Below are 20,791 nucleotides of genomic sequence, written 5' to 3'. Positions count from 1 at the left end.
ATCAGCCCTTGAACTGCGCGATGATGCGCTCGGCGGTCTTGGCACCCATGCGGACGGCGCCGTCGACGTGCTGGTAGCCCTCGGCCGCCAGGTCGGAGCAGGACCAGTGGATGGGGCCCACCGGTGCCAGCTGGTCCGGACCGTAGCGGTGCAGCCCACCCAGGTCGTAGCTGGCGGCGTAGGCGCCGCGGGTCCATTCCTCGGATCCCCAGTCGGATTCGTAGTAGACCTCAGGGGTCAGTGCCTCGTCACCGAGGTAGCCCGCGATGGATTCGAGGATGGCCTGCCTGCGCTCGTCGGCGCTGAGCTCGAACATCGCGTCGGCCTTCTCATCGGATACAAAACCCACCAGGGTGCCGCGGCTGTCCTCATGGTTGGTGTTGTCATAGACCTCCTGGACCAGCTCATGGGCACCGAAGCAGGTGCCGGAGAGGCCGGCGTCGCGCCAGAACGGCTTGGAGTAGACGGCGTGAACCTTGATGACCAGGCCCAGGGAGACGTGCTGGTGCATCTGGTGCTGGCGCCGCGGCAGCGGCGGGTCGTAGGAGACCCGTGAGTAGAGGTTCGGGGGCACGGCCATGATGGCATAGCGCGCGTGGACGGTGACGCCGTCGGCCTCTGCAGTTACGGACGGCCCGTCCGCGTTCCAGCGCAGCGTGCGGACCGGCGCGCCCAGGACGACGTCGTCGCCCAGTTCTGCGGCCATGCGCTCGGAAACCTGCTGCATACCCCCGGCAACCCGGCGGTCCAGGATGAAGTTCTCATCCACCAGGTTGGAGAACGATCCGGCCGAGGACGCCATCAGCAGCGCCTGCAGGGTGGAGAAGGAGTGTGCAGGCTTGGTGAGCATGCCGCCGGCGACGAACAGGCCAATGTTGTTGCAGGCTTCCTCGTCAGAGGACTGCTGGCGCAGCCAGGCGGAGAAGGAAATGGTGTCCAGGCTGCGGGCGTCCGGATGCGTCCACGGAGCGGCCGGGTCCGTCTTGGCGGTGAGCTCGTCCAGGAGGGCGATCAGCCGTTCCATTTCCTGTGCGGTGGATTCTGCCACCGGGAACATGTCGCCGGAGTAGCGCACTGCGCGGTGGTCCGCGCCGATGTATACGGATTCCCCCTCACGGTAGCGCGCGAAGGTTTCCAGCCCCAGTTCTTCAACGAGTTCGCTCAGTGCTTCCTGGTCCGGGGAGATCCACTGGCCGCCGATCTCAAGGAAAGCTCCGTCGATCGTGTCAGACCAGGTGCGCCCGCCCACGCGGTCTCGCGCTTCGAGCACTGCCACGCTCAGGCCGGCAGCTTTGAGTTTCCGCGCCGCGGTAAGGCCGGAGGGGCCTGCACCGATGATGACGACGTTTCGTTCCAGGGTTCGCACTTTATTCCTCTCTCCAGCGGCCGACCTCCGGCCGCTCAAACCGAACGCTGTCTTGGATGCATATAAATGAATAGCGTTCATTTTGTACCGACACTCTAGCCGACCCCCCGCAGTTCCAGGGAGAGTCTGTGCGAATATTAATTTCTGGGCACTTGGGCGCCGCGGAACCTTGGAGGAATGCGAATGGCTGGAACACGCGCACGGCGCAGCGCAGGCCGCCCGTCCCAGCGCGTTCTGACCAGGGAAAACATCGCTTCCGCCGCTCTGGAGGTCATCACCGCACGCGGCTACGAAGGCTTCACCATGTCCTCGCTGGCAGCGAAGCTGCACGTGGCGCCGTCGGCCCTTTACAACCACGCGTCTTCCAAGGCGGAAGTTCTGCGCTGGATCCAGGATGACCTCATGGCAGAGGTGGATACCGCCTGCTTCTCGGTCCTGGACTGGGAGGACGCCGTGCGGACCTGGGCCCGCTCCTACCGGGACGTCTTTGCGCGGCACACCCCGCTGATCGCGGTGATCGCCGTTCTCCAGGTCTCCGGCGCTCCCCGCACGCTGGCGATGTACGAAGCAGTCACCGAGGGGTTCCTGCGGGCAGGCTGGGACCAGGCCCGGATCATCCCCGCCATCGTGGCCTTTGAGTCCTTCATCTTCGGCTCGGCGTTCGACGCCGTTGCACCCGGGGATATTTTCGACACCGGCTCGCTGGCATCGGAAAGCCCGCTCTTTACGGCGGCGGTGGCGGCAGCACCGGGGCGGGAAAGCGGCAAGGCTGCCGAGCAGGCGTTTGAGTCCGGCCTCGATGCCCTGATCCGCGGCTTCGCAGCGCCCGCCGGCAGGTAACCTTCGAGCCGCTGCCTGTTCGCGGAGAACCGGCCGGTTTGGGTTTCTGCTGCCGGATACCCCAGGCAGCAGAAAGGGCGGCACCCGGCTGAACCGGATACCGCCCTTTGAGCAGTACTGCTAAGCCAGGCTATGCCTGGGCGCGGATGGCGGCTTCGAGCACGTCGAGGCCGTCGGAGAGCAGGTCGTCGCTGATGACCAGCGGCGGGAGCAGGCGGATAACGTTGCCGTAGGTGCCGCAGGTCAGGATGATGACACCCTCGGCCAGGCAGGCTGCCGCGATTTCCTTGGCAGCAGCGGCGTCGGGGGTCTTGGTTCCCGGCTTCACCAGTTCCAGCGCGAGCATGGCTCCGCGGCCGCGCACCTCGCCGATCACGCCGGTCTCCTCGGCCACCTTGCGCAGGCGCGGAACGGTGATTTCTTCGATGCGGCGGGCACGGCCGGCAAGGTCCTGGCTTTCCATCGTCTCGATGGCCGCCAGTGCGGAAGCGCAGGCAACGGGGTTGCCGCCGTAGGTGCCGCCCAGGCCGCCCGGGTGGACGGCGTCGAGCAGTTCGGCGCGGCCGGTGACTGCGGAGAGCGGCATGCCGCCGGCAATGCCCTTGGCCATGGTCATGACGTCCGGGACAACACCCTCATGGTTCACGGCGAACCACTCGCCGGTGCGGCAGAAGCCGGACTGGACTTCATCCGCGATGAAGACAATGCCGTTGGCCTTGGCCCACTCGGCCAGACGGGGCAGGAAGCCCTCGGCCGGAACAATGAAGCCGCCTTCGCCCTGGATCGGTTCGATCAGCAGGGCAGCGAGCTGGTCTGCGCCGATCTGCTTCTCGATGGCGAGGATCGCGCGGTCGGCCGCTTCGGTGCCGGTGATTTCCGGGTTCTCTTCGCGGTACGGGTAGCTCATGGGCATCCGGTAGATCTCGGAGGCGAACGGACCGAACCCGGTCTTGTACGGCATGGCCTTGGCGGTCAGGCCCATGGTCAGGTTGGTGCGGCCGTGGTACGCGTGGTCAAAGGCGACGACTGCCTGGCGGCCGGTGGCGGAGCGGGCGATCTTGATGGCGTTCTCAACTGCTTCGGCGCCGGAGTTGAAGAGCACCGTGCGCTTCTCATGCGTTCCGGGGGTGAGCTCGGCGAGCTTTTCCGCAACGGCAACGTAGCCCTCGTACGGGGTGACCATAAAGCAGGTGTGGGTGAAGCGGGCAACCTGTTCCTGGGCAGCTGCGACGACGGCGGGATCGGACGCACCGACGCTGGTCACGGCAATGCCGGAGCCGAGGTCAATGAAGGAGTTGCCGTCAACATCGACGATGATGCCGCCGTCGGCATCCTGCACGTACACGGGAACGCTGGAAGCCACGCCCTTGGCTACAACCGCAGCACGGCGCTCATTCAGCGCAGCTGACTTCGGGCCGGGGAAGGAGCCGGTGATGTTCCGTTTCTGTTCCAGCCGGAAGGCCGGGGCGGTAGCTGAGGTGCTCATGGGTGTTGCCTCTTTCGACGGAGATCTCAAGTGCGAGAAGGAATGGATTCAATGGGCCGCAGTGATCCAAATTTACGCGCCGCCAGTCCGGTTGGGCACGGACACCCGCACAATGACGCGGGCCGGCGGCGGTGCAAGCGTCCAAAGGAATGACCCTATAGTTGATCCGTGCCTATCTCGCTGACCGATCTGCTCTCCGCCAAAGACCTGAACCTGGCAGTCCGTGGGAGTGCTGCGATTACCGCGGTTCCGGTGCAGTGGGTTGCCGTCACTGAGCTCGAAGATCCATCCCCCTTCCTCAGCGGCGGCGAAGTGGTCCTTACCACCGGCATGCGCCAGCGCACGGGAGCGGTGCAGCGCCGGTTCGTCGAGAGTGTGCACCGTGCCGGGGCACTGGCAATCGGCTTCGGCACCGGCCTCAGCCTTGACCGGGTGCCGGGCCCCCTGCTGGAGGAAGCCAACCGGCTGGGTCTTCCGGTGTTCGAGGTCCCCTACCGCACGCCGTTCATAGCCATTGGAAAGCTGGTGGCAGATGCCCTTTCCGCAGACCACGTGGAGCAGCTGCATGAACTGCTCTCCGGCCACCAGGCCCTGGCCAAGGCGCTGCTCTCCGGCCGCGGACTGACCGGCCTGCTCAATGACCTGGCGGAGATCCTGGGCACTGAGGTGGCGCTGCACCAGTACGGCGCCCAGGTCTTTTCAACCGGCACCGCTGCAGCGCATACCGAGTGGCACCGCGTCCCCATAGCCACCGGCATGCGGGACCGCTGCACCCTGTCCGTGGCCAAGCCGTTCGGACACCCGGACCTGATTGCCTACGCCCAGAGCCTGATCAGCGTGGAGCTGAACAACCAGGCGCGGCGGCGGGTCAGCGAGCGGGCGGTCAATGGCCAGCTGCTCGATGACATAGTGGCGGGCAAACTCACCGGCCAGGATGCCGTCCACCGCCTGCGCGCATCAGGTGTCAGCACTGACCGCCGGCAGCTGACGCTGCTGGTGGAAGCGGCAGCCCCGCAGGCGAGGCTGCTGGCTTCCCTGCCGCTGCCGCCGTCTTTCCGGGACGCCGTCTGCGCCACCTGCGAGGACCGGCTGGCGGTCTGGATTCCGGACGGCGATCCGGCGGTGCTCGCCGCGGAACTGGGAGATTACCTGCTGGAAGCGGGAATCCCGGCGAAAGTCGGCGTCGGCGGTTCCTACACCGAACCCGCCGGGCTGCGCTGGGGCTACTACGAGGCGAAGGAGGGACTCCTCCGCGGTGCCGCAGTGAACGAACCGGATCGGCTGAGCCTTGCCTCGCTGCTGATGGCGAGCCGGGACGTGCCCCTGGGGGACCTGGCCGCTGAGGCACTGGATCCGCTGCTCGCCTTTGACGAGGCGCACGACGCCGAGCTGCTCCCGACGCTGGAGAAGTACCTGGTCCTGAACGGTTCGGTGGCCAAAGTGGCGCAGGCTTTGGGGCTGCACCGGAACACCGTGCGTTACCGCCTGACGCAGATCGCCGACCTGTCCGGTTACGACCCCGCGGTAACCGCGGACCGGGTGCACCTTTACCTGGCACTGAACGTGCGCCGCCTCTCCGCTTAGGCACAGGTACCGGCGGCCCCGTGCCTTCCGCCGGGCGGCACGGTTTTGTGCCGGTTTGGGCCGGACTTTACGCTGTAGGGATGGACTTGCCAGCTCAGCCCGCCAAGACCCTTCACTGGGCGGGCATCGACGACCCCGGACGCCGGGATTCCGCGGTCGTATCCTTTCGCGAAAGCGAGCTGGCAGCCAGCGGCACCTCAACGTGTGATGACTACTGCGCCACCTGGTCCCTGTCCACCTCTCCCGGCTGGGTGACCCGCCGACTGGAGGTCAAGGTCACCGGCGACGGCTGGACCCGCTCCCTGGAACTGACACGCTCCGTGGACGGCCGCTGGGACTCCCATGCCACGGCAACCGGGACGGTGGACCTGCCCGCTCCCGGAATCGAGGATCCGCGGTCCCTGGACAACGCCCAGGACTGTGATCTTGGTCTTTGCCCGCTGACCAACACCATGCCGATCCTGCGGCTGGACCTGCTGAACAACGCAGCGCCGCCGGATGAGACCAGACTGACCATGGCGTGGGTGGAGATGCCCAGCCTGCGCGTTGTGGCCAGTGAGCAGGTGTACTCCCAGGTCTCGCCCTACCGCGGGGAACGGGGGAACGCGATTGTGCTGTTCTCTTCCGATTCCGGCGGGTTCACCGCGGAGATCACCGTTGATTCCGACGGCGTGGTGCTGGACTATCCAGGGCTCGCGCACCGCACGGCGTAGGGCCGGCGGATCCTTCCGCAAACCGGACCCGTCAGGGACCGTCCTCCCCCGCGGCTAGGATAGAAGTACGTCCGCCTGCAACGTTGGAGCCCCCGCAATGAGTGATATGTTCCTCGAAAAGTTTCGTGCCCTGGTCCCGAAGTACCTGGAGGACAACTGGCGGCCCGATGACGGGCTGAGCGCCGATGAACTGGACGAGATGCTCGATGAGCACGACTTCCCCATCCCGTTGGTCCTGCGTGAGTTCTACCTCGCGCTGGGCGGCTGCGAGGACCTTATGGAGGCGTACCACTTCTTCTGGGACCCCGATGAGCTTGAACTCGAGGACGGGTTCCTGCTGTTCCTGGAGGATGAGGACGAGAAGTTCACCTGGGGCTTCCGCGCCGACCAGCTGGACGTCCCGGACCCGATCGTCTGGCGCCGCAACAACGCGCGCGGCGAATGGCAGAGCGAAGAGGGAACCTTCAGCGAGTACGTCTTCGACATGTTCGAGTGGGTCTTCGAGGACGACGAAGAAGACTAGACGTTAAGCAGATGACGGCTGTCCGGAACACCCCGGACCGCCGTCATCTCTTTAAGCAGCTGTTTACGCTTCGCGCTCCACGACCGCTTCGGCGAAGGCAGCCAGCGAAGACTTGACCACGGAGTCCGGCATCGGCTCCAGCGCCGCGACGGCGTCGGCAGCCCATTGGCGGGCAACTTCCCAGGCCTCAGCTGTGGCACGGTTGCCGCGGACGGCCGCTACGGCGGCGGCAAGGGCTTCATCGGAGCTCAGGTCGGAGTCGACAAGCTCCAGCACCGCAGCAGCTTCTGCGTCTCCCGCGGCAGCGTTGCGCCGCAGCAGCAGCACCGGCAGGGTGGGAACGCCTTCGCGCAGGTCCGTTCCCGGGGTCTTCCCCGACTTGTCCTGCAGCCCGGCCACGTCAATCACGTCGTCGGCCAGCTGGAAGGCAACGCCCACCTTCTCGCCGTATTCGACCATGATCTCGACAGTCTGCCGGTCGGCCCCGCCGAACAAGGCGCCAAGCTGGCCCGAGGCGGCGATCAGCGAGCCGGTCTTCCCGGCAATCACGGAGAGGTAGTGCGCCAGGGGATCCTCGCCGTCGGCCGGTCCCATGGTTTCATGCAGCTGGCCCATGACCAGCCGTTCGAAGGTGCGGGCCTGGATGCCGAGGGCTTCAGCGCCCAGGACGGAAACCAGTGACGAGGCCCGGGCGAAGATCAGGTCCCCGGTGAGCACGGCAACGGAGTTGCCCCAGACTTCATGCGCGGTGGGCGCACCTCGGCGCACGGGCGCCGAGTCCATCACGTCGTCGTGGTAGAGAGTGGCCAGATGGGTCAGCTCGACGACGACGGCGGCCATGCGCACCTGTTCGTTGCCGGGGTTCGGGCCCAGGTGGGACGCCAGCAGAACCAGCAGCGGGCGCACGCGCTTGCCGCCGGCTTCCATCAGGTGCCGGGAGGTCGCATCCGCGAACGGATCGGAGTTGGCGATCGCCTCGCGCAGTTCCTCCTCAACCTTTTCCAGACCGGAGACGATGGCAGGGCCCAGGACGGGGTCTTCTGCGAGGGGGGAGAACCCGGGAGGCAGCGCCATCTCGGCGTCCCCGAGGGCATCCGGGCTGGCATTGGTGGATTCAGTCACTGTTCAAGGCTAACTTCTCGTGGGGACGGGTTGGCAGGGGTCAAACTTTGGCATTGCTGCCGGCGCCCCGAACGGGCTGGGGCGCGCCGTCCTGGTTGGAGGCGGCAGGAACCAGCATTTCCATCAACGCAATCACTCTATCCTCGATCCGGCGCGGTGAACCGTCCGTGAGGTTGGCCAGCATCCGCACCACAAAACGCATTAGCACCGGGATCGGCATGCCGGTGCGCAGCGCCAGCTTCATCACCGCGGGTTTGCCGATCAGGCCGGCGAATACGCGCCCCAGGGTGAAGTGGCTCCCCCACTCGGACCGGACCCGCTCGGCATAGCCTGCCAGTGCGGCGTCGTACGCTGCCTGGGGCGCGAGGATCCCGGGGGTCCTGCGGGCGTGTTCGGCGGAAACGATGTAGTCAGCCGCGAAGCGTGCGGACTCCATGGCGTACGAGATGCCCTCGCCGTTGAACGGGCTGACCATACCGCCGGCGTCGCCGAGCAGCAGCAGGCCGGGAGAGTAATGCGGGGTGCGGTTGAAACCCATGGGAAGCGCCGCACCGCGGATCTCCCCCACCTGGTTTTCCGGTGTGAAGCCCCATTCCCCGGGCATGCCGGCGGTCCAGTCCCGCAGGACCTGCCGGTAGTCCAGGCGCCCGAATTCCTTCGACGAGTTCAGGATGCCCAGGCCCACGTTGGAGGTGCCGTCGCCGACGCCGAAGACCCAGCCGTAACCCGGCAGCGGGTTGCCCGCGGCGTCGGGCAGTTCCAGCCATCCTTCCATCCAGTCGTCGTCGGTGCGCGGGGAGGTGAAGTAGGTGCGGACGGCAACGCCCAGCGGACGGTCGTCGCGTTTTTCAAGGCCCAGGCTCAGCGCGGTGCGGGTGGAGTTCCCGTCCGCTGCCAGGACGACGTCGGCAGTAAAGTTCCGCACTTCGCCGGTCTTCCGGCCGTTTTCGTCCAGGACATTGGCGACGACGCCGCAGACCCGGCCGGAATCGTCCCGGATGGCTTCGGTGACGCTGTGGCGTTCCAGGATGCGTGCGCCGGCTGCACGGGCATGCTGCGCGAGTTCCTCGTCAAAGCCGAGGCGGGTGCGGACCAGCCCGTAGCCGGGGAAGTCCTCGAGGTCCGGCCAGGGCAGTTCGATGGTGCGGCCGGCAGCGATCAGGCGCAGCCCCTTGTTGCGGCGCCAGCCGTCGGCTTCCTTGTGCGGCAGGCCGAGGAGCTGGATTTCGCGCACGGCGCGCGGGGTCAGGCCGTCACCGCAGACCTTTTCCCGCGGAAAGGCAGTCTTCTCCAGAACCGTCACGTCAATCCCGGCCGAGGCCAGGTAGTAGGCGGCGGTGGAGCCGGCCGGGCCGGCGCCGACGATGAGGACGCTCACGCTCCGGCTGCCTCCGCAGGCTTCACTGCAGGCTTCACTGCACGGTGGATCGCAACGATTCCGCCCGAAAGATTACGGTAGGCGACGTCGTCCCAGCCCTCACCGGCAATCCAGGCTGCCAGTTCATCCTGGTTGGGCCAGGCGCGGATGGATTCGGCGAGATAAACGTAGGCGTCCGGGTTGGAGGCCACCTTGCGCGCAATCGGCGGCAGGGCGCGCATCAGGTATTCGGTGTACATGGTGCGCCACAGCGGAACCACCGGGGAGGAGAACTCGGCGATGACCAGTTTCCCGCCCGGCTTCGTGACCCGGAGCATCTCTGCCAGGGCCTTCTTCGGCTCGTTGACGTTGCGCAGCCCGAAGGAAATCGTGGTTGCGTCGAAGGAGTTGTCCTCGAAGGGCAGGTTGGTGGCGTCACCCGCTACGAAGTCAATGTCCGGGCGGCGGCGCTTGCCCACCTTGAGCATGCCAAGGGAGAAGTCGCAGGCGACAACTGAAACTCCGGCGTCGGCATAGGGCTCGCTGGAGGTGCCGGTACCGGCTGCGAGGTCCAGCACCCGGGAACCCGGGCGGGCGCCGACGGCGTCCACCACCAGGCGGCGCCAGCGGCGGGTCTGACCCATGGACAGCACATCGTTGACGATGTCGTACTTGGGAGCCACCTCATCGAACATGGCAGCGACTTCATCGGGGCGTTTTTCCAAAGTTGCGCGCTTCACCCGCTCATTGTCTCAAACAATGTTCAGGCGGCCGAACCGGCGGGTACTGGTTTGCTTTTGGCCACATACCCATGTGTTCCCGAACGCGGACGTGCTTGGCCAATGCGGGTCTCTCAGGGAGGCGGAGTAGGGTTGGAGGCATTATGACCACCCTGCGTTCCCTAACCATTCCTTTGGGCGTGCCGTCGGCCGCCATCGGGCTCCTGGAGTATCTGGTCCGCGATGACCAGCTGTGCTGGATCCGCCACGGCGAAGGCCTGGTGGGCTTCGGTGAAGTCCTGCGCCACACCTCCACCGGTCCGGACCGCTTTGACTCCGCCCGCACCTGGTGGAACGCAGTCAGCGCCGAAGCCGTCGTTGAAGACGAGGTGGAGGTTCCTGGAACGGGCCTGGCGGCTTTCGGGTCCTTCGCTTTCTCCAAGCGCTCCCCCTTCCTCTCCCGTGTAGTGGTACCCGAAATCATCGTTGGTTCCCGCAACGGCACGGCCTGGATCACGCAGACCACCGTCGATCCTGATGCAGTACTGGACCGTGAATCCGTAGTCGCGGCTCTGGCCGGGTACCTCGAGGAAATCTCTTCGGACTCGCTGTCCCTCGGCAGCGACACCATCCTTCCCGGCATGCTGTCCGAATCCGAGTGGAAGAACGCCGTCGCCCGTTCGGTGGCGCACATCGCCGCCGGCGAGCTGAGCAAGATCGTTCTGGCCCGGGACATCGTGGCCAGCCTGTCCGCTCCCATTGCCACCGCCCAGGTGCTGCGGGAACTTGCGCTGCGCTACGAGAGCTGCTGGACGTACTCCGTGGACGGGCTGATCGGGTCCACCCCGGAAATGCTGATCAAGGTGGAGGACGGCAAGGCCCGGGCCAGGGTACTGGCCGGTACGCTGGACCGTGCAACAGCCCCGCTGGATGATCCGGGCTACGCCAAGCGGGTCCTGGCCGGCTCGGAGAAGCAGCAGCACGAGCACGCGATCGCCATTGACTCGGTGACCCGCCAGCTGGAGCCCTTCACGTCTTCCATGACCTCACACAGCGAGCCGTTTGTGCTGGAGCTGCCCAACGTGTGGCACCTCGCCTCGGATGTCACCGCCGAGCTCCGGATGGAAGACGGTGCCGTACCCACGTCCCTGGACCTGGTTGAAGCGCTTCACCCGACGGCCGCCGTTTGCGGGTACCCGACCAGTGTTGCAGGCGAACTGATCAGTGAACTTGAACACATGGACCGGGGACCGTATGCCGGTCCGGTGGGATGGTTCGACGCCGCCGGCAACGGAGAATGGGGCATCGCCCTGCGCGGTGCCGTGATCGAAGAGCCCCAGACAGTCCGCCTTTATGCGGGCTGCGGGATCGTCTCAGGGTCCAATCCGGCTGCGGAGCTGGAGGAAACCTGGTCCAAGTTCCGTCCCATGCTCGAAGCGCTGGGACTGGACCGGGCACGGGTGCTCTCCGGCCAGCCTTCCTGAGCGGCGCGTACAATTTATTCCCGGAGCGCGGCTGTCTGCCGCCCTTTTCCTGCCCCCAACCGGAGCTGATGCTCCGTTCCGACCTAAGGTTCTAAACCCATGCACCACAAAGCACGCAAAGCCGTCGCCGCTGTTCTGGCCGTCGGTGCCCTCAGCCTCGCAGCCTGCAGCTCGGGGTCCGATTCGGCTGAGGACTCCGGCCTGGGACTGGTCAATGACGGCACGCTGACTGTCTGCTCCAACGTTCCGTTCCAGCCGTTCGAGTACGTGGATGACAACGGCGAGTACACCGGCTTTGACATGGACCTGACCCGCGAGATCGCCGCAGGCATGGATCTGGACTGGGAAATGCAGAATGTGAGCTTTGACGGCCTGCAGAGCGGCACCGTGCTGGCCGCCGGTCAGTGCGACGTAATCGCCGCCGCCATGTCCGTGACGCCGGAACGTGAAGCGAAGATGACGTTCTCCGAGCCGTATTATGACTCCCTCCAGTCCCTGCTGGTTCCGGCGAACTCCTCCGTGAAGTCCCTGGAGGACCTGGCCGGCAAGAAGATCGGCGTACAGCAGGGCACCACCGGTGAGTCCTACGCCCGCGACAACGCAGGCGACGCCGAGGTTGTCTCCTTCCAGACCGACGCCGAGCTCTTCCCCGCCCTGCAGGCCGGAGCCATCGACGCCGTTCTCCAGGACCTGCCGGTGAACCTGGACCACACCGACGGCGGTGCCTTCACCATCTCCGCGACCTACGAAACGGATGAAGTTTACGGCTTCGCCATGAAGAAGGACGGCAGTGAAGAACTGGCTTCCGCGGTGAACGCCCAGCTCACCGAGCTGCGGAACAACGGCAAGTACCAGGAGCTGTACGACAAGTACTTCACCGAATAGCACCCGAAGCTGCACGACGGCGCTGGCCCCGGTTCTCCCGGGTCCGCGCCGTCTGCCGTGCAGGGCATGCCGCGGCACGCTGTGACCTGCGGCACCCGGCCGAAATGGAATGCGTACAATCAAGACTGCTCGCCCATAACGACCGGGACCACCCGTGGTTCCGCCCAGCACCAAGAGAAGGTACCAATCCATGCCGTACAAAGCACGATCCTCCGTCCTGGCCGCTGCGGCGCTGTCCGCACTGGCGCTCTCCGCGTGCGGCGGCGGAAGCGACTCCGCCTCAGACTCAGGAATGAATCTGGTTTCCGAGGGCACACTCACAGTGTGCTCCGATGTTCCTTACGCTCCGTTTGAATTCGTAGGCGATGACGGCGAATACACCGGGTTCGACATGGACCTGGTCAAGGAAATCGCCGCCGGCATGGAGCTGGAACTCTCCGTACAGGATGTGGGCTTCGACGGCCTGCAGAGCGGTACCTCCCTGGCCGCAGGACAGTGCGACCTGGTAGCCAGCGCCATGACCATCACCGATGAGCGGAAGCAGAACCTCACGTTCTCCGATCCGTACTACGACTCGCTGCAGTCCATCCTCGTGCCTGAGGGCTCGGACATCACCAGCATCGAAGACCTCGCCGGCAAGAACCTGGGTGTCCAGCAGGGCACCACCGGTGAAGCGTACGCACGGGAGAACGCACCCGAGGCCGAGATCAGCTCCTTCCCGTCCGACGCCGAACTGTTCCCTGCCCTGCAGGCCGGACGGGTCGACGCCGTGCTCCAGGATCTCCCGGTCAACCTGGGCCACACCCAGGAAGGCGCCTTCACCATCGCGGAGAAGTTCGAGACCGACGAGTCCTACGGCTTTGCCATGGCCAAGGACGCCAATGAAGATCTGGTCTCCGCCGTTAACTCACAGCTCGCTGAGCTGCGTGAAAACGGAAAGTACCAGGAGATTTACGACAAGTACTTCACCGAGTAAGACCTGACTGACCGATTGCCGTCCCGGGTGGAAGACCCTGCCCGGGACGGCACCTCACTTCCGCGGAAGGCTCTCCCCCTTGAAACCGTCCACCCGCAGACGCCTCACCCGGGGCATCCTGTATGCCGTCTTCGTCCTGGCCGTTCTTGCCGTAGTCCTGCTCGCGGACTGGAAGGCAATCGGGGTCAACTTCTTTGACCCCGAAGTGGCCCGCAGGGCGTTCCCGGACATCATCACGGTGGCCGTGAAGAACACCGTCGTCTACACCATCATTGCGTTCATCGGCGGCCTGATCCTGGGCCTGATCCTCGCGCTGATGAAGCTCTCGCCCGTGGGTCCCTACCGCTGGGCGGCGACGATCTACATCGAGATCTTCCGTGGGCTCCCGGCCCTGCTGGTCATCTTCGCGATCGCCTTCGCCGTACCGATTGCGTTCAACTGGCGACCGCCGGGAGGCAGCGCCGGAGCAGGCCTCATCGCCCTCATCATGGTTTCCGGCGCCTACATTGCAGAAACCATCCGCGCCGGCATCCAGGCGGTTCCGGCCGGCCAGACTGAAGCCGCCCGCTCCCTGGGCATGGGCCCGGCCTGGACCATGATCTCCGTGACCCTTCCGCAGGCGTTCCGCATCATCACGCCGCCGCTGACCAACGAGCTGGTTATCCTGATCAAGGACACCTCGCTGCTGTTCATCGCCGGCATGGCCCTGCAGGACCGCGAACTGACCACCTTCGCCCGGGACTCCGTCTCGCAGTCCGCCAACGCCACCCCGCTGGTCCTGGCTGCGGTCATGTACCTGATCATCACCCTGCCGCTGACGCAGCTGGTCGCGAAACTCGAACGCCACAACCAGAGAGGCCGGTAACCCAGCGTGAGCACAGCTGCCCTCAATCCGTCCCCGAACAGCCCCGCCATCGAAGTTAAGAACCTGCACAAGTCCTTCGGCGACAATGAAGTCCTCAAGGGGATCGACTTCCACGTCAACCAGGGCGAAGTCGTCTGCGTCATCGGCCCGTCCGGCTCCGGCAAGTCCACGCTGCTTCGCTGCGTGAACCGGCTGGAAGAACCGACGTCCGGAACCATCCTGGTTGAGGGCACGGACATCACCGACCCTGAGACGGACCTGGACGCGGTCCGGACCCGCATCGGCATGGTGTTCCAGCAGTTCAACCTCTTCCCGCACCTGAACGTGCTGCAGAACCTGACCCTGGCCCAGCGCCGGGCGAAGAAGCGCGGCAAGGCCGAAGCCGAGGAAACCGCCATGAAGAACCTGGCGAAGGTAGGCCTGGCCGACCGTGCCAAGGCTTTCCCGGCCCAGCTCTCCGGCGGCCAGCAGCAGCGCGTGGCGATCGCCCGCGCCCTGTCCATGGACCCGGACATGATGCTCTTCGATGAACCCACCTCCGCTTTGGACCCCGAACTGGTCGGTGATGTCCTGGAGGTCATGCGCCAGCTGGCCCAGGAGGGCATGACCATGATGGTGGTGACCCATGAGATGGGCTTCGCCCGTGAAGTTGGCGACCGTGTGGTGTTCATGGACGGCGGCGTCGTCGTCGAACAGGGCGCACCGGAGGCCGTGCTGGGCAACCCGCAGCACGAGCGGACCCGTTCATTCCTCTCCAAGGTCCTTTAGCTCTTTACAACAAACGGCTGTGGCCTGCACCCTTCCCGGTGCAGGCCACAGCCGTTTTTGCTGCCGCTTTGCAGTTAGCCGACGGCGCTGTGCACCGCGGCCTGCACCCGGCGGTGCAGGGCGCGCAGGCCGGAGCGCTCCACCTTCACTTCGATGACGGACCGGCCCTGCACCGGCGCCTGCAGTGCGGCTTCCAGCTCCTCGGCCGTGCCCGCTGCCTGGTGCCGCACGCCGTAGCCTGCTGCCAGGGCAGCGAGGTCAGCCCGGTGCGGGGTTCCGAAGAAACGCTCGACGACGTCCCGGTACTCCTCCCGCTCCCCCAGTTCGCCGTGCTCAAGGGTGGTGAAGATTCCGCCGCCGGCGTCGTTCAGCACCACCAGCTGCAGGTCCGGCTCCGTCTCGCCGTCGCCAAGGAGAAGGCCGCCGGCATCGTGCAGGAAGGTGAGGTCACCAAGCAGCAGGCGTGTAGGGATTCCGTTGGACAGGGCGATGCCCGACGCCGTGGAGATGGTTCCGTCGATACCGGCCAGGCCCCGGTTGGCGTAGACGTCCAGCGGATGCCAGTTCCCGGAGGCCACCAGGTCGACGTCACGGATGGTGTTGGAGGAGCCGAGCACCAGGTTGGCATCGGAGTTCTCCCACACCAGGCCGGCAACGTGCAGCCCGCTCAGCCCGGCTTCGGCATCGAGCAGGTTCCGGATAGCGGTTCCAGCCGCGTCCGAGGCCCGCTGCCAGGTCTCCAGCCAGCCGGGGGCTCCCCGTCCTGCGAAAGCAAGCAGCGAAGCCAGGTCCGCAACAATCGTTTCGGGCCGCTTGCCGGGCGTAAACCAGTTCACCGGGCGCGGCACGTAGAGGACCTTCTTCACGTCGGGCCGGGCCAGCAGTGCGGACACCGGCCGGGACAGCGTTGGGCGGCCGAAGATGACTACACGTTCAATCTCCGGACCGAGGTCCGCAAGGAGCAGCCGGTACGCCGTGATGGCGTTGGGCCCGAAGCGGGCGTTGGAGGAGGGTTCGGCCAGCAGCGGCAGTCCGGCCCGCCGGGCGAAGATCGCGGCGGTCTCCCCTGCACCGTCGCCAGCAATCACCACCGTCCGGTGGATTCCGCCGAGCTCCGCGAGGGCGCCCGGTGTTTCCTCCGCCCCGCCAGGCGGAAGGGCATCGAAAGCTGGCTCCCCGGCGGCGCCAAGCGCGTCTGCCCCGGTGGGAATGAGCGGATCTCGGAACTGCAGGTTAATGTGCACCGGGCCGGCGGGTGTGGACCCGTCCAGCTTCGCAAACGCTGCCGCGATGGGTCCGGCGGGGTCCATGCCGGCTTCGATGTCCGCTGCCACGGCCGGGAAACGGCCGAAGATGCCGTCCTGGACGGTGGTCTGGTTGGCTCCCGTGCCGTGAAGTTCTGCCGGGCGGTCAGCGGAGAGGACCACGAGCGGAATGCCCGCGTGGTGGGCTTCCATCACGGCCGGGAGCAGTTCGCCTACGGCAGTGCCCGACGTCGTGACGACAGCTGCCGGGCGGCCGCCGCCGCGGGCAAGTCCCAGGGCTGTGAAGCCGGCGACCCGCTCATCGATGCGGACGTGCACGTGGACCCGGCCCTGCGCCTGGGCTTCGGCCAGGGCGTAGGCCAGAGGTGCGCTGCGGGATCCGGGAGCGAGCACCACATCCCTCACGCCGGTGCGGGCCAGGGCCGAGATGGCCGACCGTGCTGCCTGCAGGGAACTGAGGTCGTTTCCTTCCGCAGGTCCGGTGGTGGACTGGGTGGAGGACTGGCTGGACGAATAAGAGGATCCGGTCACTTCTCCATCCTAGGGTTCGGCGGTCCCGGGCGGTGCCTTCGAATCCGGTAACGGCCGCTGCATGACCCAACCTGCCGACCCCGGGAAGCCCCGCAGGCGCTGCAGCACACTCGTCTGCTGCAGCAGAAAGGTTTGCCCCTGAGGCAGGCGGGATTACGCCTGCCGGGCGAGCAGCCGGGCGTGCACCCGGGCCAGCCGGTCCAGCCACCACTGCTTCCGCTCCGGGGCAGCCGCGTAGCGCTCCAGCAGCTCCGCGGAAACCGGCACCCCGCGCACTGCCAGGGCACCGCCGTCGGCCACCAGCGGCTCAGCGGTGACATCGCCCTCCATCAGCGACAGGGTGCCGAGACCGCAGGCGTAGGGCAGTTCTGGCAGGGAAGCGGCCAGCGCGACTCCGGTACGGATGCCCACTGACGTGTCCAGCGCGGAGCTGACGACGGCGGGAAGCCCGGCGGCTGCCACCACCTCCAGGGCGCGGCGCACCCCGCCCAGCGGTGCTGCCTTGACCACGATCAGGTCTGCGGCGTCCTCGCGGGCCACCAGCAATGGATCGGTTTCCTTACGGACACTTTCGTCCGCGGCGATCAGCACGGGAATGCCGCGGCGGCCCAGTTCCTCCCGGACGGTGCGCAGTCCCGGAATGCCGGGGACGGGCTGTTCGGCGTATTCGAGTCCCGCTTCGGCCAGGGCTTCCAGGGCGCCGACGGCGGTGGCCACGTCCCAGCCGCCGTTGGCGTCGATGCGGATACCGGCGTTCGGCAGCAGCCGGCGTACTTCGGCCACGCGGGCGAGGTCGTCGGCGACGCTCTGTCCGCGTTCAGCGACTTTGACCTTGACGGCTGGGACGTCCCCGAACCGGGCCAGGACCTGCCCGACCTGTTCCACGCCCACGGCGGGAACAGTTCCGTTCACGGGGATCGAGGTGCGCACCGGTTCCGGATAGCCCTGCCAGGCCGCTTCGATGCCCGCTGCCAGCCAGGCGGCTGCCTCCTGGTCACCGTATTCCGGGAACGGGGAGAACTCTCCCCAGCCGGCCGGTCCGCGGAAGAGGAGCGCTTCCCGGTGCAGTATCCCGCGGAACTTCACGCGCATGGGAAGGGAAACCACGTGGGCGTTTTCCTGCAGGTCGTTCAGGGAGGGCAAGTCGTTCGGGTCCACCCGGCCAGCCTACCGCGCCGGCCCGGCGGCGCTGCCGGAGCCCGATGCACAGCCACTCCCATCGGGCCGCGTAGTCCTGCAGTACCGGCCCTGGGCAGCTGCGGTGTGGAACACTGCCCGAAGCTGCCGGGCTCACAGGAAACCTGCACGGAGGTATGGCACGCTTGAGGGGATGGATACGCGCAATCTCCTGAACAACCGCCGTCCCGTGCGGAGGCTGGCCGGGCACAATCCTGCCCTCTTTCTTTTCGCTGCACTGCTGGCTGCTGCCGGCGCCGCGGTAACGTATTTTGGCTTCGTCCGGACCACTACCGGGCAGTTCGCCGATGAATCAGCCTGGCGTGAGGCGGAGCTGGTCGCCCCGGGAACCCGGCTCCCCGCGCTTCGGTTCCTGGACAGCCTTCCCCTGGTGTCGGTGTTCATTGCGCTGGCGGTCATCGTTGCAGTAACCCTGTACCGCAGGCGCCTCTCCCCTGGCGTCATTGCCCTGGCCACGATGGCCGCAGCCAACCTTGCCACGCAGCTGCTCAAGAACCTGCTGCTGGACCGTCCCGACCGCGGCGTCATCACCCTGGACTTCAACTCCCTGCCGTCGGGCCACACCACCATGGCAGCTTCCGCCATGGCCGCGGTGTTCCTCGTCTCTTCACCCCGCTGGCGTCCGGCTGTGGCGGCCCTGGGCGGGACCTATGCCGTACTGGCAGGCTCGGCAACGTTCTTTAATCTCTGGCACCGGCCGGCCGACGTCGTTGCCGCCTTCTTCATCGTCTCGGCCTGCACTCTGGTGGGCGGCCTGATCATGATGCGCACCAACCGGGACTGGAACACCCTGCCCGCAGGCAGCCGCGGTGCGGCCGGGCGGCTTTGGACCGGGCTTTCCGTGACGGCCGGCCTGCTCGCCCTCGCGCTCTCGGCAGCCCTGTACGCCTATGCCCGCTGGGGCGGCGGCGTGGCGGGCCTGGATGAGCGTCCGCTCTACTTCTGGTGCGGACTGTCACTGATCGTTGGTGTGGGCTACGTGCTGGCTGCCCTGGGCTCCTGGCTGTTCACGCAGCAGGCCGGGGACCGCTAAGGGCCGATCCGGCGCCCTTTCGGCACGTACTTCCACAGCACTCCGGCCCCGGCGAGGCCCATGACGGCCGTGGCCGTAATTCCGGCCGAGAGCGACACCGCCGCAGTCACCGCGGAGAGCAGGCCGGGGCCGGAGAGGATCCCGATGTCCGAGAGCAGCCGCCACAGGCCCAGGAACTGCGGCCGGCCCGGCTGCGGGGAGAAATCCGCGCCCAGCGTCATGACGATGCCGGAGCCGATTCCGTTGCCGAAGCCGATCAGCAGCGCCGCCAGCAGCAGCTGCAGCGGTGTGGAGGTCAGCGGCAGCAGGCCCAGCCCGGCGGCCATCAGCAGCATGCACGGCACCGCTACGGCACGGCGGCCGCGCAGGTCCATGACCCGTCCGGCCGGATAAAAGATCAGCATGTCGATGCCGGCGGAGATGCCGTAGATCAGCGCCGTCTGGGCGGGATCAATGCCCAGGTGCTGTGCCCAGAGCGGGATGACGGCCTGCCGGGTAGCCCTCACGGCAGCAATAAGCAGCACCCCGATGCCCACCGTGCCGAAGACGCGTGAGTGGCTGTGGAGAATTGAACCGATGGTGGGCGCAGCCGTGGCCTCGTCCGCTTCCTCCGGCTGTGCATCCCGTGCTGCCCGCTTTCCCCTGCCGGGTGTACGCACGCTCAGGTCCGGAACAGTCAGGCTCAGCAGGCCTGCGGCGAACGCGGCCACGGCACCCACCCAGTACGCACCCGGCGTTCCGGCGAAGGACATCACGCCGGCAGCCGCAAACGGACCGATGAAGACACCAATGCGGTTGGAGCCGCCCAGCGTGGACAGCGCCCTCGCCCGGAACTCCAGCGGCACCGCTTCTGTGACGTAGCTCTGGCGTGCCAGCCCAAAGACGGCGCCGGCCATTCCCACCATAAAAACTGACAGGGCAAAGACCCAGAGCACGGGCACCGAAGCGGCCAGCACCATGGCCAGCGCACACCACGCCGCCGCTCCGGCCAGGGCCCACTTCTCCCCGAACCGGGTGGTGACCAGCGTGGCAGGGACGTTGGTGAGCAGGGAACCGATGCCGGTCAGCGTAACGATCGCGGCAGCAAGGGCCACGGTGGCGCCGAGGTCACGAGCGGTCAGCGCAACGACCGGGAGGATTGCCCCGATTGCCGTTCCGTAGAGCACGGTGGGGCCGAAGGCCGGGACGGCGATGCTCCGCAGTCTGAAGGTATTTATTGCTTCAGCCACTTCCAGCGTGCCAGTGTCCGCAGCCGGGTCAGCAGCGCCCGGGACTGCTCGGGTCCGTAAGGCAGGATGGGGATGGCCTTGGTCATGTCCGTCGAGGCCTGGTCCATGGCGCTGCGGGTTACGGCGACGGCGGTGCGCATCTTGTTCATTTGGGTGGTCACGAAGTCCATGTCCACCGGTTTGCCGTGTCCGGGCACCACTGTGCTGTACAGGTCTTCCAGCGCGGTGATCTTCCCCAGCGTGCGGATCCACTCTTTGGGGTAGGAGTCGCCGAAGTTCGGATCAGCTCCCTGCTCCACGAGGTCCCCGGCGAACAACACATCCCCGGCACCGACCAGCAGGTCGTGGTCGGTATGCCCGCGGCCCAGGTGGAAAAGCGTCACGGACATTCCGCCCAGGTCCAGGTCGACCGGGGCGCCATCAACCAGTTTCTGCGGCGCCACGATCGCGGTGCCCGGCCCGGTTCCGGCTGCCATGCCCGGCTCGACGGCGGCAACGGAGGAACGCTGTTCCTCACCCGAGTCGCTGATCGTCCGTGCGCAGGCGCTGGTCGCCCAGATCTCCTCGACGCCGTTGTCCATCAGGTAGGCGTTGCCGAAGTAGTGGTCGAAGTGCGCGTGGGTGTTTACGGCGATGACCGGCAGGTCAGTCAGCTTGCGGATGCCGTCCAGCAGGGCCTTCGCCTGCGCCGGACCGGCCCCGGTATCCACCAGCAGCGCCCGCTCCTGCCCGATAATCAGGCCTGAGTTCATGCCCCAGCCGGGGCTTGACCGCACATAGGTGTGCGGTGCCAGCTCCAGCCAGTCATCGGGGGTTTGCGGGGTGGTCTGCGTCATGGCGTCCGTCCT

The 20,791-nt window shown here is 66.6% G+C and carries 19 protein-coding genes; 10 read left to right on the top strand and 9 right to left on the bottom strand.

The genetic code is table 11. From position 1 onward, the window contains the following. Nucleotide 1: 1 nt before the first annotated feature. Nucleotides 2–1,366, bottom strand: coding sequence for a flavin monoamine oxidase family protein (locus TVC13_RS02220; protein ID WP_422399610.1), 1,365 nt, complete (start codon nt 1,364–1,366; stop codon nt 2–4). A gap of 183 nt (nt 1,367–1,549) precedes the next feature. Between TVC13_RS02220 and TVC13_RS02215 the strand changes: the two genes are divergently transcribed. After that, the gene (locus tag TVC13_RS02215; RefSeq protein ID WP_422399609.1) at nt 1,550–2,206 is read left to right on the top strand and encodes a TetR/AcrR family transcriptional regulator; all 657 of its coding nucleotides are present in this window, start codon (nt 1,550–1,552) and stop codon (nt 2,204–2,206) included. 130 nt (nt 2,207–2,336) lie between these two features. Here TVC13_RS02215 and gabT read toward each other — a convergent pair whose 3' ends face one another. Then, on the bottom strand, nt 2,337–3,692 hold the full coding sequence (gabT, locus tag TVC13_RS02210) for a 4-aminobutyrate--2-oxoglutarate transaminase (protein WP_422399608.1): 1,356 nt from the start codon (nt 3,690–3,692) through the stop codon (nt 2,337–2,339). Between the two features lie 168 nt (nt 3,693–3,860). Between gabT and TVC13_RS02205 the strand changes: the two genes are divergently transcribed. From TVC13_RS02205 to TVC13_RS02195, 3 genes are all read left to right on the top strand, one after another. Beyond that, nucleotides 3,861–5,276: a PucR family transcriptional regulator gene (locus TVC13_RS02205; protein ID WP_422399607.1), complete on the top strand. Its 1,416-nt coding sequence runs from the start codon at nt 3,861–3,863 to the stop codon at nt 5,274–5,276. 80 nt (nt 5,277–5,356) lie between these two features. Next, a complete protein-coding gene (locus TVC13_RS02200; protein WP_422399606.1) occupies nt 5,357–5,989 on the top strand; it encodes a putative glycolipid-binding domain-containing protein in 633 nt (210 codons plus the stop codon). 97 nt (nt 5,990–6,086) lie between these two features. Then, nucleotides 6,087–6,512: a hypothetical protein gene (locus tag TVC13_RS02195; protein WP_422399605.1), complete on the top strand. Its 426-nt coding sequence runs from the start codon at nt 6,087–6,089 to the stop codon at nt 6,510–6,512. A 63-nt stretch (nt 6,513–6,575) separates the two neighbouring features. Here TVC13_RS02195 and TVC13_RS02190 read toward each other — a convergent pair whose 3' ends face one another. From TVC13_RS02190 to TVC13_RS02180, 3 genes are all read right to left on the bottom strand, one after another. After that, on the bottom strand, nt 6,576–7,586 hold the full coding sequence (locus TVC13_RS02190; RefSeq protein WP_422399620.1) for a polyprenyl synthetase family protein: 1,011 nt from the start codon (nt 7,584–7,586) through the stop codon (nt 6,576–6,578). An 88-nt stretch (nt 7,587–7,674) separates the two neighbouring features. Continuing rightward, the gene (locus TVC13_RS02185) at nt 7,675–9,012 is read right to left on the bottom strand and encodes a geranylgeranyl reductase family protein (RefSeq protein WP_422399604.1); all 1,338 of its coding nucleotides are present in this window, start codon (nt 9,010–9,012) and stop codon (nt 7,675–7,677) included. Further along, nucleotides 9,009–9,731 carry a demethylmenaquinone methyltransferase gene (locus TVC13_RS02180; RefSeq protein ID WP_422399603.1) on the bottom strand — a complete coding sequence of 241 codons (723 nt, stop codon included), beginning with the start codon at nt 9,729–9,731 and terminating at the stop codon, nt 9,009–9,011. Before TVC13_RS02180 ends, TVC13_RS02185 begins: the two co-directional genes overlap by 4 nt. Before the next feature lie 140 nt (nt 9,732–9,871). On the opposite strand from TVC13_RS02180, the gene TVC13_RS02175 reads away from it, so the two are divergent. The 5 genes from TVC13_RS02175 (at nt 9,872) to TVC13_RS02155 (ending at nt 14,688) form a co-directional block, all read left to right on the top strand. Next, complete coding sequence (locus TVC13_RS02175) at nt 9,872–11,194, top strand: isochorismate synthase (protein ID WP_422399619.1); 1,323 nt, start codon at nt 9,872–9,874, stop codon at nt 11,192–11,194. A gap of 99 nt (nt 11,195–11,293) precedes the next feature. Beyond that, nucleotides 11,294–12,079, top strand: coding sequence for a basic amino acid ABC transporter substrate-binding protein (locus TVC13_RS02170; RefSeq protein WP_422399602.1), 786 nt, complete (start codon nt 11,294–11,296; stop codon nt 12,077–12,079). Between the two features lie 190 nt (nt 12,080–12,269). Then, nucleotides 12,270–13,055 carry a basic amino acid ABC transporter substrate-binding protein gene (locus TVC13_RS02165; RefSeq protein ID WP_422399601.1) on the top strand — a complete coding sequence of 262 codons (786 nt, stop codon included), beginning with the start codon at nt 12,270–12,272 and terminating at the stop codon, nt 13,053–13,055. A 79-nt stretch (nt 13,056–13,134) separates the two neighbouring features. After that, nucleotides 13,135–13,920, top strand: coding sequence for an amino acid ABC transporter permease (locus tag TVC13_RS02160; RefSeq protein ID WP_422399600.1), 786 nt, complete (start codon nt 13,135–13,137; stop codon nt 13,918–13,920). Nucleotides 13,921–13,926: 6 nt separating this feature from the next. Continuing rightward, nucleotides 13,927–14,688 carry an amino acid ABC transporter ATP-binding protein gene (locus TVC13_RS02155; protein WP_422399599.1) on the top strand — a complete coding sequence of 254 codons (762 nt, stop codon included), beginning with the start codon at nt 13,927–13,929 and terminating at the stop codon, nt 14,686–14,688. Between the two features lie 74 nt (nt 14,689–14,762). Here the strand turns inward: TVC13_RS02155 and menD are convergent, their stop codons facing one another. Together menD and TVC13_RS02145 are read right to left on the bottom strand one after the other, a co-directional pair. Next, the gene (gene menD, locus TVC13_RS02150; protein WP_422399598.1) at nt 14,763–16,484 is read right to left on the bottom strand and encodes a 2-succinyl-5-enolpyruvyl-6-hydroxy-3-cyclohexene-1-carboxylic-acid synthase; all 1,722 of its coding nucleotides are present in this window, start codon (nt 16,482–16,484) and stop codon (nt 14,763–14,765) included. A 153-nt stretch (nt 16,485–16,637) separates the two neighbouring features. Continuing rightward, nucleotides 16,638–17,642 (bottom strand): o-succinylbenzoate synthase, encoded by a 1,005-nt coding sequence (locus tag TVC13_RS02145; RefSeq protein ID WP_422399597.1) that lies wholly within the window; start codon nt 17,640–17,642, stop codon nt 16,638–16,640. A gap of 172 nt (nt 17,643–17,814) precedes the next feature. Between TVC13_RS02145 and TVC13_RS02140 the strand changes: the two genes are divergently transcribed. Beyond that, nucleotides 17,815–18,714 carry a phosphatase PAP2 family protein gene (locus TVC13_RS02140; RefSeq protein WP_422399596.1) on the top strand — a complete coding sequence of 300 codons (900 nt, stop codon included), beginning with the start codon at nt 17,815–17,817 and terminating at the stop codon, nt 18,712–18,714. Here the strand turns inward: TVC13_RS02140 and TVC13_RS02135 are convergent. Together TVC13_RS02135 and TVC13_RS02130 are read right to left on the bottom strand one after the other, a co-directional pair. Next, nucleotides 18,711–19,949: an MFS transporter gene (locus TVC13_RS02135; RefSeq protein ID WP_422399618.1), complete on the bottom strand. Its 1,239-nt coding sequence runs from the start codon at nt 19,947–19,949 to the stop codon at nt 18,711–18,713. The genes TVC13_RS02140 and TVC13_RS02135 overlap by 4 nt on opposite strands. Beyond that, on the bottom strand, nt 19,928–20,779 hold the full coding sequence (locus TVC13_RS02130) for an MBL fold metallo-hydrolase (protein WP_422399595.1): 852 nt from the start codon (nt 20,777–20,779) through the stop codon (nt 19,928–19,930). The genes TVC13_RS02135 and TVC13_RS02130 overlap by 22 nt, the downstream gene beginning before the upstream one ends. Nucleotides 20,780–20,791 lie beyond the last annotated feature (12 nt).

Source organism: Arthrobacter sp. 3Tela_A (assembly GCF_049311025.1).
GTDB lineage: Bacteria > Actinomycetota > Actinomycetes > Actinomycetales > Micrococcaceae > Arthrobacter_B.
Note: the sequence above shows the minus strand (reverse complement) of the source record. Positions and strands in the feature narration are given on the sequence as shown.

Coding starts and splice junctions, on each gene's coding strand:
- TVC13_RS02130 (WP_422399595.1), bottom strand. CDS start 20,779: ATGACGCAGACCACCCCGCAAACCCCCGATGACTGGCTGGAGCTGGCA.
- TVC13_RS02190 (WP_422399620.1), bottom strand. CDS start 7,586: ATGGCGCTGCCTCCCGGGTTCTCCCCCCTCGCAGAAGACCCCGTCCTG.
- TVC13_RS02195 (WP_422399605.1), top strand. CDS start 6,087: ATGAGTGATATGTTCCTCGAAAAGTTTCGTGCCCTGGTCCCGAAGTAC.
- TVC13_RS02165 (WP_422399601.1), top strand. CDS start 12,270: ATGCCGTACAAAGCACGATCCTCCGTCCTGGCCGCTGCGGCGCTGTCC.
- gabT (WP_422399608.1), bottom strand. CDS start 3,692: ATGAGCACCTCAGCTACCGCCCCGGCCTTCCGGCTGGAACAGAAACGG.
- TVC13_RS02215 (WP_422399609.1), top strand. CDS start 1,550: ATGGCTGGAACACGCGCACGGCGCAGCGCAGGCCGCCCGTCCCAGCGC.
- TVC13_RS02200 (WP_422399606.1), top strand. CDS start 5,357: ATGGACTTGCCAGCTCAGCCCGCCAAGACCCTTCACTGGGCGGGCATC.
- TVC13_RS02170 (WP_422399602.1), top strand. CDS start 11,294: ATGCACCACAAAGCACGCAAAGCCGTCGCCGCTGTTCTGGCCGTCGGT.
- TVC13_RS02140 (WP_422399596.1), top strand. CDS start 17,815: ATGGATACGCGCAATCTCCTGAACAACCGCCGTCCCGTGCGGAGGCTG.